Annotated in this window: 12 protein-coding genes; 11 read left to right on the forward strand and 1 reads right to left on the reverse strand. The window is 64.9% G+C overall.

Annotated features, from left to right (window positions below; translation table 11 throughout):
* The first annotated feature begins 242 nt into the window (after positions 1 to 242).
* The 7 genes from AAK988_RS08595 (at position 243) to AAK988_RS08625 (ending at position 11,554) form a co-directional block, all read left to right on the forward strand.
* Entirely contained in the window at positions 243 to 1,151 is a 909-nt protein-coding gene (locus AAK988_RS08595) for a homocysteine S-methyltransferase family protein (protein WP_242369719.1), read from the forward strand.
* Between the two features lie 408 nt (positions 1,152 to 1,559).
* A complete protein-coding gene (locus AAK988_RS08600) occupies positions 1,560 to 3,893 on the forward strand; it encodes an anaerobic ribonucleoside triphosphate reductase (RefSeq protein WP_160325144.1) in 2,334 nt (777 codons plus the stop codon).
* A gap of 169 nt (positions 3,894 to 4,062) precedes the next feature.
* On the forward strand, positions 4,063 to 5,658 hold the full coding sequence (locus AAK988_RS08605) for a helix-turn-helix transcriptional regulator (RefSeq protein WP_160325143.1): 1,596 nt from the start codon (positions 4,063 to 4,065) through the stop codon (positions 5,656 to 5,658).
* A gap of 121 nt (positions 5,659 to 5,779) precedes the next feature.
* A complete protein-coding gene (locus tag AAK988_RS08610) occupies positions 5,780 to 8,278 on the forward strand; it encodes an FAD-binding protein (protein WP_160325142.1) in 2,499 nt (832 codons plus the stop codon).
* A 239-nt stretch (positions 8,279 to 8,517) separates the two neighbouring features.
* Complete coding sequence (locus AAK988_RS08615; protein WP_242369721.1) at positions 8,518 to 9,558, forward strand: Na/Pi cotransporter family protein; 1,041 nt, start codon at positions 8,518 to 8,520, stop codon at positions 9,556 to 9,558.
* Positions 9,559 to 9,716: 158 nt separating this feature from the next.
* Positions 9,717 to 10,448, forward strand: coding sequence for a response regulator transcription factor (locus tag AAK988_RS08620; RefSeq protein WP_135971343.1), 732 nt, complete (start codon positions 9,717 to 9,719; stop codon positions 10,446 to 10,448).
* Entirely contained in the window at positions 10,445 to 11,554 is a 1,110-nt protein-coding gene (locus tag AAK988_RS08625; RefSeq protein ID WP_135971344.1) for a sensor histidine kinase, read from the forward strand. Before AAK988_RS08620 ends, AAK988_RS08625 begins: the two co-directional genes overlap by 4 nt.
* Positions 11,555 to 11,679: 125 nt before the next feature.
* On the opposite strand, the gene AAK988_RS08630 is transcribed toward AAK988_RS08625, so the two are convergent.
* Positions 11,680 to 12,306 carry a 4Fe-4S cluster-binding domain-containing protein gene (locus AAK988_RS08630; protein WP_160325140.1) on the reverse strand — a complete coding sequence of 209 codons (627 nt, stop codon included), beginning with the start codon at positions 12,304 to 12,306 and terminating at the stop codon, positions 11,680 to 11,682.
* Positions 12,307 to 12,618: 312 nt separating this feature from the next.
* On the opposite strand from AAK988_RS08630, the gene AAK988_RS08635 reads away from it, so the two are divergent.
* From AAK988_RS08635 to AAK988_RS08650, 4 genes are read left to right on the forward strand one after another with little or no spacing between them, the layout of a single operon-like run.
* On the forward strand, positions 12,619 to 13,488 hold the full coding sequence (locus AAK988_RS08635) for an FHA domain-containing protein (RefSeq protein WP_160325139.1): 870 nt from the start codon (positions 12,619 to 12,621) through the stop codon (positions 13,486 to 13,488).
* Positions 13,489 to 13,527: 39 nt separating this feature from the next.
* Positions 13,528 to 13,941 (forward strand): FHA domain-containing protein, encoded by a 414-nt coding sequence (locus AAK988_RS08640; RefSeq protein WP_135971346.1) that lies wholly within the window; start codon positions 13,528 to 13,530, stop codon positions 13,939 to 13,941.
* Entirely contained in the window at positions 13,941 to 15,044 is a 1,104-nt protein-coding gene (locus tag AAK988_RS08645) for a Stp1/IreP family PP2C-type Ser/Thr phosphatase (RefSeq protein WP_160325138.1), read from the forward strand. Before AAK988_RS08640 ends, AAK988_RS08645 begins: the two co-directional genes overlap by 1 nt.
* A 7-nt stretch (positions 15,045 to 15,051) precedes the next feature.
* Complete coding sequence (locus AAK988_RS08650) at positions 15,052 to 17,838, forward strand: FtsW/RodA/SpoVE family cell cycle protein (protein WP_160325137.1); 2,787 nt, start codon at positions 15,052 to 15,054, stop codon at positions 17,836 to 17,838.
* The last annotated feature ends 87 nt before the right edge of the window (positions 17,839 to 17,925 follow it).

The raw sequence follows: 17,925 nt of genomic DNA on the forward strand, positions 1-17,925 counted from the left end.
ATGGAAGCAGGGGAACTTCCAAATCGCTGATACGAATAATAAAGCAAGACTTGTTTTCCTGTCCATAATGTGTATCGCATCCACAAGAGAGCGGCACAATTTTGGCGGTGAATTGTAATCTGAGGCAATTCGATCACCGTTTGCCCCGATCACAGGCCCGCTCACCCTCGAAAGTCGCCAAAGGGCCTCCGCGGCAACTTCCTGTATCATGGAGGGGAAAACTTCGCGGAAAGGAATTCCCTATGGCTGATATCGCCCTGCGCTTCTTTAAGGACATGCTCGTCGTCTCGTCTCCCGTCGCGGCGGCCCTGGCCCGCCAGGGCGTGGCCGATCCGCGCGACCAGGCCCTCGCGGTCATCTTGGAGCCGGAAACCGTGGAGGACATCTATCGCTTGGAAACGGTGGCGGGGCCCCAGATGCTGGTGACCCCCTTGGCCGACTTCGCCCCCGCTCGCCTGGCGGCCCTCGGCATGGAAGGGAGGGGGACCGAGCTGGCCCAGGCGTCTCTGGCCATTCCCCGCGCCTTCAAGCCCCAGCACCTGCTGGTGGAGATCGGGCCCTGTGGGCTTCCCCTCGATCCCTCGTCCAAGGGCTCCCTCGTGGAGAATCGCGACCAGTACGTCCGCGCCGCCGCCCTGTTCGGGGCCGAGGAGTTCGACGCCTTCTTCCTGAATGGCTTCACGGTCATCGATGACCTGAAGTGCGCGCTCATGGGGCTGCGCAAGGTAAGCGATGCTCCGGTTTTCGCCTCGGTGGACGTGACCGCCGACGGCATGCTGGCCTCCGGCCGCGGCACGCTGGCTGAGGCGGCGGCGGTCATGGCCGACCTGGGGGCGTCGGTGGCCGGCTTTGCTACCCTGGCCGACCCCACTGCGGCGGAGCGCCTGGCCGATGGGGCCCGCGAGGCCCTGGCGGCCCAGGGGGCCGACCTCAGTCTCATGGCCTCCCTCGTCGTGGCCGAGCGCGATCCCCGGCAGCAGGGCCCCACGGCCGAGAACCCCTACTACGCGCCGGACACCATGCTGGCTGCCGCCGGAGCACTGCGTTCGGCCGGGGTGCAGTTCCTTCGCGCGGCGGGCGATGCCACGCCGGCCTATACCGGCGTTCTGGCCGCCGCCACGGCAGGGCAGGATGTCGTGGCGGAAGTCTAGGCCCATCTCCCAATCCGAAAAAGCGAACGCGGGGGCATCGCCGCCCCCGGTGATGCCCCGGCCATCCGCGGTGGCAGGCCCTCCTGCATGGGGTGCTTGCTGACGCGCCGTCACCTCTCATCGAAAAAACTTCTGTAGTTTTCGGCCGCGTAAAAACACAACTTGTTCGGTTGCTATCGAACGGTCTGGCGAGTACTATATGTATCCGCCAAATGAACCTACTAACACAATATATAGTGGTTCTGCTGGTGAATAACCTGTGGAAAGCCTGTGGGCAAAACAAGGCGAAACAGCGGTTTACCTCTTGGAAGCATCGAAGTCCGACGATGGGGAAAACATTGTCGGACTTCCGTATGTTGTGGTTGGCAAGGCGCGGCAACGCGGCACAAGAAAGGAAGTACAGCGGTTATGCTCAAGACCATCATCAAGCGCGACGGGCGCACGGCGGAGTTCCACCCCCAGAAGATCGCCGATGCAGTGGAGAAGTCGTTCCAGGCCTGTGCGGCCATGCAGGATCGTGCCACCGCCGAGCAGATCGCCGCGACGGTCGTCGAGAAGCTTGAGAGCGGCGCCATCGAGGGCACGCCCACGGTGGAAGGGGTGCAGGACCTGGTGGAGGAGACCCTCATCGAGTCCGGCTTCGTGCAGACCGCCAAGGCCTACATCCTATATCGCGCCGAGCGCAGCCGCGTGCGCGACGTGAACTCCCGCCTCATCCAGACTTTGAAGGACATCACCTTCTCCAAGGCCGCCGATTCCGACATGAAGCGCGAGAACGCCAACATCGACGCCGACACCGCCATGGGCACCATGCTGAAGTACGGCTCGGAATCCGCCAAGCAGTTCTACGAGATGTGCGTCATCGACCCGCGCTACGCCAAGGCCCACCGCGAGGGCGATATCCACATCCACGACATGGACTTCTACACCCTGACCACCACCTGCTGCCAGATCGAGCTGCGCAAGCTGTTCAAGGGCGGCTTCTCCACCGGCCACGGCGTGCTGCGCGAGCCCAACGACATTTCCAGCTACGCGGCCCTGGCCTGCATTGCCATCCAGTCGAACCAGAACGACCAGCACGGCGGCCAGTCCGTCTGCGACTTCGACTACGGCCTGGCCGTGGGTGTGCGCAAGACCTTCCGCCGTCTGTTCAAGAAGCACATCGCCGAGGGCATCGACCTGTTGACCGACATCGCCGACGACCGCGACTTCGCCGAGAAGACCCTCGCCCGCATCGAGAAGGAGACGGGCACCATCGCCTCGCTGGAGATGGACGCCGATTTCCGCGCCGCCGTGGTGGCCGCCCTCGTTGAGGCCGGCGCCGATGAGGCCACGGCCGACCGCATCGTGGCCTACGCCGAGAAGAACGCCTCGCGCGACACCGACCGCCAGACCTTCCAGGCCATGGAGGCTCTCGTGCACAACCTGAACACCATGCACTCCCGTGCTGGCGCCCAGACGCCCTTCAGCTCGGTGAACTACGGCATGGACACCTCCCCCGAGGGCCGCATGGTCATCAAGAACATGCTGCTGGCCACCGAGGAGGGCCTGGGCTCTGGCGAGACCCCCATCTTCCCCGTGCAGATCTTCCGCGTGAAGGAAGGCGTGAACTACAACCCCGAGGATCCGAACTACGACCTGTTCAAGCTGGCCATGCACTGCTCGGCTAAGCGCCTGTTCCCGAACTTCAGCTTCTTGGACGCGCCGTTCAACGCCCAGTACTACAAGGGCACCCCGGAGACGGAGATCGCCTACATGGGCTGCCGCACCCGCGTCATGGGCAACGTGTACGATCCCGACCGCGAGGTCACGCCCGGCCGCGGCAACCTGTCCTTCACCTCCATCAACCTGCCCCGCCTGGCCATTCGCGCCAAGGGCGACATCGACCTGTTCTTCGACCTGCTCGACTCCAAGCTGCAACTGGTGACCGGCCAGCTGGACGAGCGCTTCGAGATCCAGGCCCGCAAGCACGTGTACAACGCGCCGTTCCTCATGGGCCAGGGCGTGTGGATCGATTCCGAGAAGCTCTCTCCCACCGACGTGCAGCGCGACGTGCTGAAGCACGGCACCCTGACCACCGGCTTCATCGGCCTGGCTGAGTGCCTGGTGGCCCTGACTGGCCAACACCACGGTCAGTCGCCTGAGGCCCAGCGCCTCGGCCTGGAGATTGTGGGTCACATGCGCTCCTATTGCGACCGCATCTCCCAGGAGCGCGGCATGAACTATTCGCTCATCGCCACGCCCGCCGAGGGCCTGTCGGGCCGCTTCGTGCGCATCGATCGCGAGCGCTACGGAGTCATCCCCGGTGTGACCGACCGCGACTACTACACCAACGGCTTCCACGTGCCGGTGTACTACGACATCTCCGCCTACGACAAGATCGCCCTGGAGGCGCCCTACCACGCGCTCACCAACGGCGGCCACATCAGCTACATCGAGCTGGATGGCGACCCGTCGGACAACCTGGAGGCCTTCGAGAGCGTCATCCGCTACATGAAGGACTGCGGCATGGGCTACGGCAGCGTGAACCACCCCGTGGACCGCGACCCGGTGTGCGGCTACAACGGCATCATCGAGGACGTGTGCCCGAAGTGCGGCCGCTCCGAGGACGCCCACAACCAGCCCTTCGAGCGCATCCGCCGCATCACCGGCTACCTGGTGGGCACCCTGGACCGCTTCAACGACGCCAAGCGCGCCGAGGAGAGCCAGCGCGTGAAGCACGAGGTTCCCGCCGCCGAATAGCCGTGGCGCTACCTATTGCTCTCAAGAAGGGACGGCCTCCGGGTCGTCCCTCTTTTTGTGTTGCGCTATGATAGAGGGAGGACATAGATGCTGCCTGCGGCCGAGGACGGTTGCCGCGAGGGCGCTACCGGGAGGGGATGGCGAGATTGGCAGAAAGCACGGAACGGCGATGAGTGACGCGACGGGGATGACGGAGCGGGATGGGGTGGATGTGCCCAAAGGGGCACTGGCTCAGGAACAGCTACGGGAGACGATCGGGTTGGCACTCGTGCCCTTCCGATGGGACTTGCTGGGATTTGGGCTCAGCCGCGCCCAGGCTACGGCGCTGCTGGCTTTCGCGGCCAATGAGATTTGGATTTCGGGCGCCTCGCTCGCTGTGCAGGAAGTGGTGTTCATGCTGGCGGCTGCAACGGCTTTGGCCATCGCGATGTTCGCGAAGCGCCGGGCGGACCTGGCCGCGCCCGTCGGGGCGGTCGTAGCCTTTCTTACCGTGGGTGTGCTGGGCATGGTGTCCATTATGATCGGAAAGTTCGACGGCTCGGGAGTGCTGCTGGTTGCGGGGTTTTCGCTGGCCGGCGCGTCGGCCGGCTTCTTCGAAACGGCCTGGGGGCCGAAGTTCGTGCGACTATCCCAGGCGGGCATTCAGCTGTACACGCTGTTCGGAATGGCGGTATCGTCGCTGTTCGGCATTATGCTGTCGTTTCTGCCGGGGAACGGGTTTTACCTGGCATCGCTGACGCTGCTGGGTGTGCAGGCAGTGCTGCTGCTGGTGCGCCGCCGCGCCGACGAAGCGGCCGGGGAAGGGGGTGGCAGCGAGGCCTCGTTGCCCTCTACCGGCGCGGCCGCGGTGACCGCGTCGGGTCTGACCCCGGCCGACCGCGTCGCCCAGCGTGATCGCGGCCCCGCGCGCACAGTGCTTGCGATTCTGGCGACGACCCTGGCGTTCTCGCTCATCTACAACATGTTCATCACCCTGGCCTACAGCTCGCTGCCCTCCGATGCCGCATCGCAGATTCGCTTCTGGGCCAACCTGCTGGCTGCCTGTGTGATCATCTGCTCGTTTCTGCTGCTGCGCCCGGTGCGCCCGGCGACGCTGTTCCATCTGGTGCTACCCGTGGTTACTCTGGGCTTCGTGCTGTTTCTGCTTTCTCCGGGTCTTTTGGGCGAGGGAGCTCTTATGGCCTCCAGCATCGGCCGCAAGTTCTTCGACATCTTCGTGTGGATCATTGTGGCCGAAGCGGCCTCGCTACCGAGTATCGGCGCTTGGCGGTCCTTCGGCTTGCTCACAGCGGCGAAGAATCTCGGGTACGGCGTGGGGTTGCTCGGCGCTCATGCGGCCCTGGCTGCCGTGGATGCCGATATTGTGCAGGTGGCGGCTATCGTGGCGGTGCTCATTTTGGGGCTTGTGGTGCTGCTGTCGTGGCTCTTCCCCGAGCGCATGCTCAGCCGCCTGTTCCATACGGCTCCCGCCGCGCCCGCTGCCGGCGCCGTTGCGCACGAATCCGAATCGGCCTTCGAGGCCAGCATCGCTCGTGTGGCCGAGCGCGGGCGCTTGACTCCGCGCGAGTGCGAGGTGATGGGTCTTCTGGCTCGCGGACGCAACATTCCCGCCATTGCCGAGAAGCTGTGCATTTCGAAGGGCACGGCGCATACCCATGCGACTCACGTGTACCAGAAGCTGGACGTGCATCGCCAGCAAGAGCTGATCGAGCTGATCGAACGCGAGAAAACAAAGAACGTTTCCCCTGTTCAAATCGGTGACTAGACGAGTTTAGTAGAGAAGTTTCGCGCCCATTTTCCAAAATACACGCCTTTGCCAGATGCATCGATGCGCGCCCTTTCCCTAGGATGGGGGCCGTTGGAGGCCGTAAGACAAAGGAGGAGTTATGGGAGAAATGCTCAAGCACGGAGGCCTGTCGCGCCGCAGCTTTCTGAAGGGCGCCGCGCTCGGCTTAGCCGGTGCGGGAGCCGTGGGGGCTGCGCTGCCCTTGGCCGGGTGCGCTGGTGGCGGCACGGACAAGATGGCGGCTACGGGCGAGGCCACGGCCTCGGCTACGGTGCCCGGCTTCGGCGGCGATGTGACCGTCGAGCTTACAGTGGATCGCGGCTCGGGCAACGTGGTGGCCGCGACCATCGACGCACCCATGGAAACGCCGAACCGCGGCGGCCGGGCGGCCACGGTGATGCAGGAGGCCATGGCCGAGAACGCTACCATTGACGTGGATGCCGTCAGCGGTGCCACGGTGACGTCCGAGGCTATCAAGAGCGCCTCGGTGCAGGCCTACAATGAGGCCATCGGCGCCGCCGAGGATGCGTCGTCGGCGGTGATGAAGCCCGGCACCTATACCGGCTATGCCAAGGGTTACTGGCAGATTTGGGATCTGCCTGTGACCATCACCGTGAACGATCGCTCCATCTTGAAGATCGAGGTGCCCGACGATCGCTTCCAGCACGGCGAGACCGAGGTCATTCTGCAGAGTGTGAAGGACCTGCTGTTCCCGCGCATCATCGAGAATCAGTCCGTGGCCGTGGATGCCGTCACTGGTGCCACCGCCTCCAGCAACGCTGTGAAGTCGGCCATCACCCAGGCCCTGAAGGAGGCCCTGGAAGCGGGCGGCTCGAACCCCCATGCGGTCAGCGCCTTCCAGGTGGCCCCCGAGAAGCCCGAGCCCTCCGATCCCGAGACCATCGACGTGGATGTGTGCGTCGTGGGCATGGGCACCGGCGGCATCATCGCCATGAAGCGCGCCTGCGAGTGCATCCGCGCCATGAACGGCGGCGGTCGCGTGAGCCTGCTCGGCATCGACCGTGCCGGCAAGTACGGCGGCAAGTCGGCGCTCACCCACGAAGGCTGCGCCGTGAATCCGCCGCAGTACATGGAGGCCATCAACGGTGGCGAGCCCTTTGTGGACGCCGAGCGCTTCAAGGAGAAGTGGAAGCACTTCACCACCACCGACGGCACCCAGATGGCGAAAGAGGATGTCATCGACCTGTTCTTCGCCGAATCGGGCAATACCATCGACTGGCTGTACGGTCAGGACTGGATCTTCGGCAGCATGGGGAAGCCCAACCCCATGACCGAGGGCCTGACCAGCTACAACGTGGCGCTCACCTCGAACACCGATGTGGGCACCTACGAGGATCGCCGTGCCGTGCTGGACACCTACTACAAGCAGATGCTGGCGGCGGTGGAGGCCCAGGGCGGCCGCTATATGCTGGAGACCGAGGGCTACGAGCTGATCACCGAGGGAGATCGCGTCACCGGTGTGAAGGCGCGCAACCTGTACACGGGCCAGGAATACGTCATCAACGCCAAGGCCATCATCATGAACACGGGCGGCTTCAGCGCCAACCCCGACATGGTGAACGAGCTGCTGGACGAGCCGTGGCGCGGTGAGCGCAAGCGCATCGGCACCGATCAGGACACCGGTGCCATGATCCAGGCCGCCCTGAACATCGGCGCGGGCACCTTCAACATCGGCATGAGTCCCAATGTGATGCACGTGACCTGCGACCACTGGCTGAGCCGCTACCCTATCAATTTCTACGACGACGTGCTGGACGGGCGCACGGGCCGCTATAAGACGTGGACGCTGAACAACATCCCGCTGGCCTGCGGCATCACGGCCGATGCGATCATGGTGAACCAGGAAGGCAAGCGCTACATGGACGAGGCCCGCTACGAGAGCTTCTCCGCGGACATCGACAGCGAATCGTGGCCCTGCTTCGCCGCCGGCAGCTCCTTCTACACCATCCTGTCCGACGAGGTGCTGTCCACCATCGCCAATGAGGGTTTCAACAACATCCCGAAGTTCGAGGGCTACTGCTCTCAGGGCGACATCCCCGCTGAGATGCCCGTGCCCGAGGTGTACGAGGGCCTGGAGTTCTCCATCGAGGAGGGCATGGCGTGGAAGGCCGATACGCTGAGCGCTCTGGCCGAGCAGATCGGTGTGCCCGCGGCCACATTGGAAGAGACCGTGGCTGCCTACAACAAGCTGGTGGAAGCTGGCGCGGACACCGATTTCGGAAAGGATCCGAAGTTCCTGAAGAAGATCGCCACGGGCCCGTTCTACGCGGTGCAGGTGTTCAACGCCTCGTTCTCGACGGCGGGCGGCCTGGATGTGGACACGCAGATTCGCGTGCTGAAGGACGACCACGCGACCCCTATCGAGGGCCTGTACGCCATCGGTGTGGACTCCATGGGCGTGCTGCTGAACCCGAACCACAACTACGTGGGCTTCGGCGGTGTCGCCCAGGGCTGGCTGTGGACGAGCGGTCGCTTGGCCGCCGAGGACGCGGCCCGCTACATCAACGAGACCTATGGCGGCTTCACCTACGTCAGCCCTGCTCTCGTGGATGTGGAAGCCAAGTCCACGGCCCGTTAGCTGGCACTTTTCCAATCCTCCCTCCCCAGGAAACCGCGCCCCGGCGCGGTTTCCGCGTTTGAGGGGCAGGGAGGCGCCGCGCCGAGCCCAGGAGATACGGGACGCCTCCTCCCTCGCAGCAAATTTTACCTAGGCTTTACGATTGCCTTACTTGTTTCACCCATGGGTTTCGTAGGATGCATCGCGCAATGACAAGAGCTGCGCGGGCATCGTCCGGGCGGCGCGAGAAGGAGACGTGGGTGGAAGAACTGTTGCAGATCGGGTTGGGCTTGTTCGGCGGCTTGGCTTTGTTCCTGTATGGCATGAACCTCATGAGCAGCAGCCTGCAAGAGGCCGCGGGCGAGCGCATGCGCTCCATTCTGGCTGCGGTGACGAAGAATCCGCTGGTGGCGGTGCTCGCCGGCGCGGTGGCCACGGCGGTGCTGCAAAGCTCGTCGGCCACCACCGTCATGACCATCGGCTTCGTGGCGGCCGGTCTCATGAACCTGCGCCAGGCCATCCCCATCATCATGGGCGCCAACATCGGCACTACCATTACGGCCCAGATCATCGCCTTCAAGCTGTCCGACTACGTGCTCGGCATCGTGCTCGCGGGCTTCATCGTCATGTCCCTGGCGAAGCAGTCGAAGGTGAAGCTCACCGGTACAGCCATTTTCGGCTTCGGCCTTTTGTTCCTCGGTATCGACACCATGGGGGCCGTTATGAAGCCCCTGGCTGAGAACCCCGTGTTCACTGACATGATCGCCCAGGTCACCGGCGTGCCGATTCTGGGGGTGGCGGTGGGTACCATCATGACCCTGGTCGTGCAGAGCTCGAGCGCCACCATCGCCGTGCTGCAGAACTTCGCCGCCCAGGCCGGTCCCGACGGCGCCAGCGTCATCGGCTTGGAGGGGGCCCTTCCCATTTTGCTCGGCGACAACCTGGGCACTACCATCACGGCTCTCCTAGCCGCTGTCGGCCAGAGCCGCGATGCCAAGCGCGTGGCCCTGTCCCACTGCATCTTCAACCTGTCCGGTTGCCTGCTGTTCGTGTGGCTCATCGGCCCGGCAGCTTCGGTGGTGGCAGCCCTCACTCCGGGTCCCGAGATCGAGGTCATCGCCCGTCAGATTGCCAACGCGCACACCCTGTTCAACGTGACCATGACCCTGCTGTGGCTGCCCCTGGTGTCGCTCATGGTGCGCATCGTCATGGCGGTGCTGCCCGACCATCCGCGCCGCCCCCGCCGCCCGCGCAACCCCGTGGCCGAGACCCCCTTCGCTCCCGACACCGCCGCAGCATAGGCTCTGCAGCGGCCAATGGCCTCGGAATCTGCCACCCTGCGCTTAGAATCTGCTTCCTGGAGGCGAGGCCCCGTCAGCTTATTGACGACTTGGGGCCTCGCCTCTTCCGCGCTGGCGGCATGAGATACAATGCGGCACGCAGACGAGAAAGGACTCCCATGGCTGCGCCGGCACTCATATATTACGTAGAAGACGATGAGCACATTCGCGATCTGACGAGCTATGCCCTGCGCCACGCCGGCTTCGAGGTGCGGGCCTTCCCCGATGGATCGGGCTTCATCGAGGCTTGCCGCGAGAAGGCTCCCGCCGCGGCGTTGCTGGACATCATGCTGCCCGGAGAAAGCGGCCTGAGCCTCGTGCAGCAGCTGCGCGCGAACGCAGCCACCGAGAACATCCCCGTTATGATGCTCACCGCCAAGGGCACCGAGTTCGACAAAGTGTGCGGGCTCGACGCCGGGGCCGACGATTACCTGGCGAAGCCCTTCGGCATGATGGAGCTCGTCTCGCGGGTGAACGCGCTTCTGCGCCGCGCCGCCCGGCCCGCCCAGGGAGCGTCGGGCTCTCCGGCTGAGGAACTTGGCTGGCTGTCCTGCGGGGCCATCTCCCTGTCGCCCGAGGCGCGCACGGCCACGGCAGCCGGGGTGGAGCTGCCCCTGACCCGCAAGGAGTTCGACCTGCTGCGCATTCTTTTGGAGCATAAGGGCCGCGTCCTCACCCGCGAACAGCTGCTCGAGCGGGTGTGGGGCGTAAGTTTCGTCGGCGAGACGCGAACGGTGGATATGCACGTGAAGACGCTGCGCAAGAAGCTTGCCGCGGCAGCGCCCGGTGCCGAGGGGGCCATCGGCACCGTTCGCGGCGTGGGATATCGGATGCGGGAGATCGCACTATGAGCGAGGTCGAAGGCGCCGGGCGGCCGGAAGCCGTCGATGCCGCAGGTGCCGCTCCCAGCCTGTCCGGCCGCATTTTGCGGAGCGTCCTTACCTTCACCATCGGGGGCATTGTGCTGCTCACGCTTATGCTCGCGGGTATTTTCTACGCCACGATGATGCAGGTGCCCAACTCCGCGGCTGTCATGGCCGACTTCTTCGGCGGCGATTTGACCGTGTGCGTGGTGGCGACGCTCATCGTGGGCGTGGCGCTCGCCTTTGCTGTGTCCCGTGCGCTGACCGTCAGCATTGTGCGCCCGCTCGACGAGGTGGATCCCGCCGACCCGTGGAAGGTGCCGGTGTACGCCGAGATGCGCCCGCTGCTCGCCCGTATCGACTCTCAGCAGCGCACCCTGCGGGCCCAGAACGAGGAGTTGGCCCGCGCCGAGAGCCTGCGCCGCGACTTCTCGGCCAACGTGTCCCACGAGATGAAGACGCCCCTCCAGGTGATCTCCGGCTATGCCGAGCTTATGGAGAACGGCCTCGTGCCACCTGAGGACGTGCCGCGGTTCGCCGGGCTCATCCATCAGGAGTCCCAGGCCATGCGCGCGCTCATCGACGACGTGCTCACGCTCTCGCGCCTCGACGAGCTGCCGCCCGATGCAGCCGTCATTGCATCCGTAGAGGTGCTCGGCGTGGCCCAGCGCGCCGCCGGGCGCCTGACGAAACTCGCCGACGAGCGTGCGATAAGCGTGCAGGTGAAGGGCGCTCCGGTCACGATGATGGGCAACGAGGGGCTCATGGAGCAGATGCTCCACAATCTCATCGAGAACGCCATTCGCTATAACGACGAGGGTGGCCATGTGTGGGTGGAGGTGGACGGCTCTTCAGAGGGCGTTACCGTGCGGGTGGCCGACGACGGCCCCGGCATTCCCGAGGCCAAGCGCGAGAAGATCTTCGAGCGTTTCTACCGCCTGGAGAAGAGCCGATCGAAGGAAACCGGTGGCACGGGCTTGGGCCTGGCCATCGTGAAGCACGGTGCCCAGCGTCACGGAGGCACCATCGAGGTCGGCGGCAAGGAAGGCGAGGGCGCTACCTTCACCCTCCGCTTCCCGGCAACGGCTGATTAGCGAGGCGTCGGCGGGTTTTTCGCGACTGCCCTTCCCTGCTGCGAGAACCCATGTTGCCATGATAGAGAAATTTCCATTTCACTATCATTTCACTATTTTGAGAGTGCGGCAATAGCTGAGGCTCTCTACCAGTTCGAGGGCTTCTCCAGGTTGAAGTCGGTGGGCCGCCAGAGGGTGACGCTGCCCGTGTGCCGGGTGGCGGGCACGTCGATGAGGCGCTGGTTGGAAGAGCCGCACCATTTCAGCTCCAAGGATTTGCGGCTTTCCACGAAGGGGCCGTCCACCAGCACGTCGATGGCATCCAGCAAATCTCCCACGGCCAGATCGGTGGCAATGCCCTCGGGCAGCGCCTCCCCGGCCAGGCCGGCTTCCTCGCGCCGGGCTCGCTCGGCGCGGGCTGCCTGCGCCCGACGCAGCAGGTCCTCGTACAGGTACCCCGTGAATGACCACACGCCGTAGCCTCGCTCCTTCAGCGCACGGGCCAGCACGGCGCAGGCCTCCGGTTGCTCGAAGGGCTCTCCGCCCGAGAGGGTCACGTCGTGCACGAGGCCATTGGCCTCGATGTCGGCCAGCAGGTCGCTGATGGCCGTGACGGTGCCGCCTTCGGCCGGCTGGCTGTCTGGGTTGTGGCAGCCAGGGCAGCCGTGGGAGCAGCCCTGCACGAACACGGCATAGCGCAACCCGGGCCCGTCCACAATGGAATCGGGCACGGTGCCGAACAGGGATATGGTCAGGTCGTTCACGTCGCTCATAGGGTCCTCGTTCATCGTGCGGGCCTCGCAGCCCGAGGCACTTGTATCGGTTACGGGCCATCATTATAGGCTGCGCGGGCACCTCGTGTTCCGCAACACAAAGACGGCACGAAACCGTCGCCTCCGCCTTGCCTACCTTGCCGCACGGCGCCGCCCTACTGCGGAGGCTGCCTGCATCGGCTGTCCGCCCCGTTTGCTGTGACGATTGCGTAAGGTTGGGGGCTTGTTGACCCCGCGACCAATGGTTTATGGCAAAATGAGCCGATGTGCATTTAGTCGCAGCTTAAACATGGTAGAAACAAGGAGAAGCACATGGGACTCCTCTCAAGGTTCGAGGGCAAAATGGAAGACACCGTGGAAGGTGCCGCCGACCGCATGGGCGCGGCTCCGCTGTCTCCCGTGCAGATTGCCAAGAAGGCCGAGAAGCAGATGCGCCGCGAGAAGATGGTCGGCGCAGGCAAGCAGTATGCTCCCACCCTGTACACCGTGCTCGTGAACGCCGACGACGATCGGCGCCTGCTGGGCTATTACCCCACGCTGGCCGGCGAGACCGAGACGTACCTGTCCGCTAAGGCCGCTGAGTCGGGCCTCGTCATGGACGGGCAGCCCCTCGTGCGCTTCATCGTGGACGACGATTTGCGCCACGGCAAGTTCGACGTTATTGCCGAGATGGTGGCCTCTCCCTTGGTCGAGCAGCTGCGCCAGGAGGAATACGCCCGCTACGGCATTCTGAACCAGGGCGGTCGTCCCCAGGCCGCCGCGCCCATGGCTCCGGTCGCCGGTTACGGCTATCAGGCGCCGGCCCCCGCGCCGGCCCCCGCCGCTCCCCAGACCATGGACTTCAACGCGGCCCCTACCGACTATGGCTACGACGAGTACCTGGCCGACGACGAACCGCGCCAGGCCTATATCTACGACATCACCAACGACCGTGCCTTCACCCTTCCCGGCGACGCAGAGACCATCGGGCGCGAGTCGAAGAACGATATCGTCATTCCCGACATCAACGTGTCTCGCGTCCATGCGGAAATCCGCCAGGACGAGTCCGGCGCGTGGATTCTCACCGACCTGGGATCCACCAACGGCACCTTCGTGAACGGCCGCCAGATCAAGTCCGCGGCCCTTTCCGATGCCGACCGCATTATCGTGGGCACCACCAACCTCGAATTCCAGCTCATCTAGCCGCGCGTCCGCGGCCATTCGAGCTAAGGAGGATTTCCGGTGATCGATCTCGTACTGCTCATAGCGCGCCTACTGTTCGTGGCGCTGCTCTATCTGTTCCTGTTCGCCATCATGCGCACGGGCATCGGCATGGTAAAGGGCTCCCGTAAGAAGGAGCGCTCCTGGACCGTATCGGTGGAACGCGGCCCCAAGGAGCTGCGCGGCGTGTCCATTGCGGTGCACGGCCCCGTTATCGTGGGGCGCTCGCCGGGGGCCGACATCGTCATCGGCGCCGGCTACGTATCGGGGCGCCACGCGCGCTTCCAGCTCATGGGCCAGAACCTCTTCGTGGAGGATTTGGGCTCGAAGAACGGCACGGCAGTGAACGGCCGGCCCGTCCACGACCCGGTGGCCCTGCGGGACAAGGATCTCGTGACCATCGGTGACGTTGACATGCGCGTGAGGAACCAGTAATGGCGAAGGTCAAGGGTCGTAAGAAGGTTCAGACGCCGTTCGGCAGCCGCACCGATGTGGGCTGCGTGCGCGACCATAACGAAGACTCCCTGGTGGTGGCTCCGCCGCTGTACGTGGTATGCGACGGCATGGGCGGTCACGCCGCCGGCGAGGTGGCCTCCGAGATCGCCGTGGACGTGATTGCCCGCAGCGCCCCGGAGCATGCCGACGCGAGCGCCCTGGGCCAAGCGGTGGAAGAGGCGAACCTCGCCATCATCAAGGCCGCCCGGGAAGGGATGGGCCGGGCCGGCATGGGCTGCACCTGCACCGCCGCAATCTTGGAGAAGGAGCGCCTCGTTATTGCCCAGGTGGGCGATTCCCGGGCCTACCTTCTGCACCACGGCAAGCTCCAGCAGCTCACCCGCGACCATTCCCTTGTGGCCGACCTCATCGAGGCCGGGCAGATCACCGAGGCCGAGGCTCGGGTGCATCCCCAGCGCTCGGTCATCACCCGGGCCCTGGGCAGCGATCCGCGCACCCAGCCCGACCTATTCGAGATCAATGTGGAGGCGGGCGATCGCCTGCTTCTGTGCTCCGACGGCCTGTCCACGATGTTGGAAGACTCGGAGATCGAGAAGATTCTCGTCAGCGCGAGCGACCCTCAGCGCTGTGCGGCCCAGCTGGTGAACGAGGCCAACGGCCTGGGGGGCTACGACAACGTGACCGTCATCGTGGTGGATGTGACCGGCCTGGCCGAGCAGCGCCGCCGCAAGATGACCCGCCGCTCGCGCGTGACGGCTGCCATGCTCATCCTGCTGCTCGTGGGTATCCTGGCCGGCTGCGGCTACGGGTTCAACTACCTGGCGAGCAATGCCGCCTACCTGGTGGAGCAAGAGGGGAAGGTGGCCATTTACCAGGGCGTTCCCGGTGAGCTGTTCGGGTTTACGGCCCACAAGCTCGTCCGCGTGACGGACGTGGCTGTGGACGATTTGCAGCCGGGGGTGGCGAACCGCCTGCGCGAGGAGACCATCAAGGTGGCAAGCGTGGACGACGCCGAGCACCTCGTGGCCGAATACGAGGCCGACATTGCCGGCCGCACGCCCGACGACGGCGCCGTGAGGTGATGGCCCCGTGACCCGCCGCAACATCGAGCTTTTGCTCCTGGTCATCGCTTCGCCTATCGTCATCGTCCTCTTCGCGATGATGGTGGTGACCGGCGGCCAGGAACTATCCGTGAACACCCTGGGCGTACCCCTGGGCATCTTCGCCGCCTTCGTGGTGGCCCACATTGCCGTGCGCTGGCTCGCTCCGGCGGCCGACCCGGCCATCTTGCCCATATCCTTCGCCCTGTCAGGCATCGGCATCGCCTTTGTGACTCGCATTGTGCCGGATCTGGCCGTGCGCCAGGTGATCTGGCTCTTCGCGGCCGTGGCAGTTATGGTGGCGGTGCTGGCCCTCGTGCGCAACCTGGACAAGCTCGCCAACTACAAGTACACCCTCATGATCGTGGGCATTTTGCTGCTGCTCTCGCCCATGCTGCCGGTCATCGGCGAGGAGTCGGGCGGCGGCCAGCTGTGGCTGCGCCTGGGGCCCTTCTCCTTCCAGCCGGGCGAGATCGCGAAGATCCTCATCGTGTTCTTCATCGCGGCCTACCTGGCGGCTAACCGGGAGATGCTCTCGGTGTTCACCCAGAAGGTGGGCCCGCTGCATCTGCCGAGCCTGCCGACGTTGTTGCCTCTCATCGTCATGTGGGCCCTCGCCTTTGTCGTTGTGGTGCTGGAGAAGGACCTCGGCCTGGCCCTCGTGCTGTTCTCCGTGTTCGTCATCATGCTGTATGTGGCCACGGGCAAGAAGCTCTATCTGGTGGCCTCCATCGGCCTGGCGGCCATTGCCGCCGTGGCCCTCTACTTCATGATGGGCCACGTGCAGACCCGTGTGAGCATCTGGCTCGATCCCTTCGCGGCGGCCCAGGGCGGCGGCTTCCAGCTGGTGCAGTCGCTCTTCTCCATGGCCGACGGCGACCTGTTCGGCACCGGCATCGGCCGGGGCATGGGCGGCGAACCGGTGGCCGCAGGCGGTATTCCCGTGGCCGAGAGCGACTTCATCTTCCCGGTCATCGCCGAGGAGGCAGGGCTCATGGGCGCTGCCGGCCTGCTGCTTCTGTACCTGTGCTTCGCCATCCGCGGCATCGTGACCGCGGCCCGGGCGAAGTCCGATGTCAGCTCGTTCGTGGCCGTGGGCCTCACGTCCATCATCGTGCTCCAGGCTTTCATCATCGTCGGCGGCGTCACGCGCCTCATTCCCCTGACAGGCATCACGCTGCCCTTCGTCAGTCAGGGCGGTTCGTCCCTCATCGCCAGCTTCATGATCGTGGCCTTCCTGCTGCGCTGCGGTGACGAGGGCACCGGCGTGGGCGAGGAAATGCGCCAAACCGGAGCGATCGGTTCTCACGGGGCCGATGCGGTGCTCGGGCGCGTGGCCCTGGGCAAGCGGCTGACCGGCACCATGATGATCTTTTCGCTGCTGTTCGCCGTATTGGTGGCCAACCTCACCTACCTTATGATCATCAAGGCGCCCGAGTACCAGAACATGCCGAGCAACAACCACACCATCGCCCGCGAGGCCCAGATGGAGCGCGGCACCATTTCCACCGTGGACGGCACCGTGCTCGCCCAGTCAGTGCGCCAGGAAGACGGCAGCTATCGGCGCGAGTACCCGGCCGGCACCCTGGCGGCCCACATCGTGGGCTACGCCTCGCAGAAGTTCGGCACCGCCGGCATCGAGGCGGCTTACAACGACGCCTTGCGCGGCGAGCAGAACTTCGCCAGCTTCACCGACGTGGTGAACTCGCTGGCGGGCATACAGACCAAGGGCAATGACGTTGCCCTGACCATAGACTCCCGCATTCAGCAAGCGGCCCAGGATGCCTTGGAGGGCCAGGTGGGCGCCGTCGTGGCCATGAATCCCGAGACCGGCGCCGTCTACGCCCTGGCATCCTCGCCCACCTACGACGCGGCCGACTACGAGGCGCTGCTCACGGCCGCGGCCGAGGGCGATGGGAACGATTCCTCCGAGCTGTACAACCGCGCTACCCAGGCGCTCTATGCCCCCGGCTCCACCTTCAAGATGGTCACCCTGGCCGCAGCCCTTCAGGACGGCATCGCCAAGGCCGATAGCGAGTACGATTCGCCCGGCGAGATGGAGATCGGCAACGCGCCCGTGACCAATGTGAAGAAGCGCTCCTACGGCAAGATCACCCTGGCCCAGGCCATGTGGTACTCTTCCAACACCGTGTTCGGGCAGGTGGGCGTGCAGCTGGGCAGCGATCTGCTCGTGAACATGGCCTGCAGCTTCGGCTTCAACGAGGCTATCAACTTCGATCTGCCCCTAGCTATGTCGCTCATGCCCGATCCCGCCGAGATGACCGAGTGGGAGACCGCTTGGGCCGCTTGCGGCGAGCCGGTGGGCGAGCACGAGAGCCCGGCCGGGCCCCAGGCTACAGTGATGCAGATGTGCCTGGTGGGCTGCGCCATTGCCAACGAGGGCGCCATCATGCAGCCCTATCTGGTGGACGGCATCTACAACGCCAACGGCGAGCGCGGCTTCACCCCGCTGCCCGTGAAGCTGAAGCAGGCCATCGACCCTAAGACGGCGGAGGCGGAAATCGAGGTCATGAAGGGGGTCGTGGTCGAGGGCACTGGCGGGAAGGCCGCCATCGACGGTGTGGAGGTGGCCGGCAAGACCGGCACCCACGAGCGCGGCGACGGCGACGACGACAGTTGGTTCGTGGGACTTGCCCCCGCCGATGACCCGCAGGTCGTGGTGGCTGTGGCCATTGAGCGCGGCGAATCGGGCGCGGGGGCCCAGGCAGCCCATGACGTTATGGAGACGGCTCTCGAAGTGGCGGGGGTGCTGTAGTACAATGGCTAGACTCATACGAGTCCGCATCGAAACGCAAACGCAAACGCACTAGCACGTGGAACGTTAAGGAGTAGCAATAGTGAC

Origin of the sequence: Adlercreutzia muris (assembly GCF_041223505.1) — a bacterium.
GTDB lineage: Bacteria > Actinomycetota > Coriobacteriia > Coriobacteriales > Eggerthellaceae > Adlercreutzia > Adlercreutzia muris.

Bases quoted from the DNA above. Each gene is read 5' to 3' on its own strand.
- AAK988_RS08605 (WP_160325143.1), top strand. From the start codon at position 4,063: ATGAGTGACGCGACGGGGATGACGGAGCGGGATGGGGTGGATGTGCCC.
- AAK988_RS08625 (WP_135971344.1), top strand. From the start codon at position 10,445: ATGAGCGAGGTCGAAGGCGCCGGGCGGCCGGAAGCCGTCGATGCCGCA.
- AAK988_RS08635 (WP_160325139.1), top strand. From the start codon at position 12,619: ATGGGACTCCTCTCAAGGTTCGAGGGCAAAATGGAAGACACCGTGGAA.
- AAK988_RS08595 (WP_242369719.1), top strand. From the start codon at position 243: ATGGCTGATATCGCCCTGCGCTTCTTTAAGGACATGCTCGTCGTCTCG.
- AAK988_RS08645 (WP_160325138.1), top strand. From the start codon at position 13,941: ATGGCGAAGGTCAAGGGTCGTAAGAAGGTTCAGACGCCGTTCGGCAGC.
- AAK988_RS08610 (WP_160325142.1), top strand. From the start codon at position 5,780: ATGGGAGAAATGCTCAAGCACGGAGGCCTGTCGCGCCGCAGCTTTCTG.
- AAK988_RS08620 (WP_135971343.1), top strand. From the start codon at position 9,717: ATGGCTGCGCCGGCACTCATATATTACGTAGAAGACGATGAGCACATT.
- AAK988_RS08600 (WP_160325144.1), top strand. From the start codon at position 1,560: ATGCTCAAGACCATCATCAAGCGCGACGGGCGCACGGCGGAGTTCCAC.
- AAK988_RS08630 (WP_160325140.1), bottom strand. From the start codon at position 12,306: ATGAGCGACGTGAACGACCTGACCATATCCCTGTTCGGCACCGTGCCC.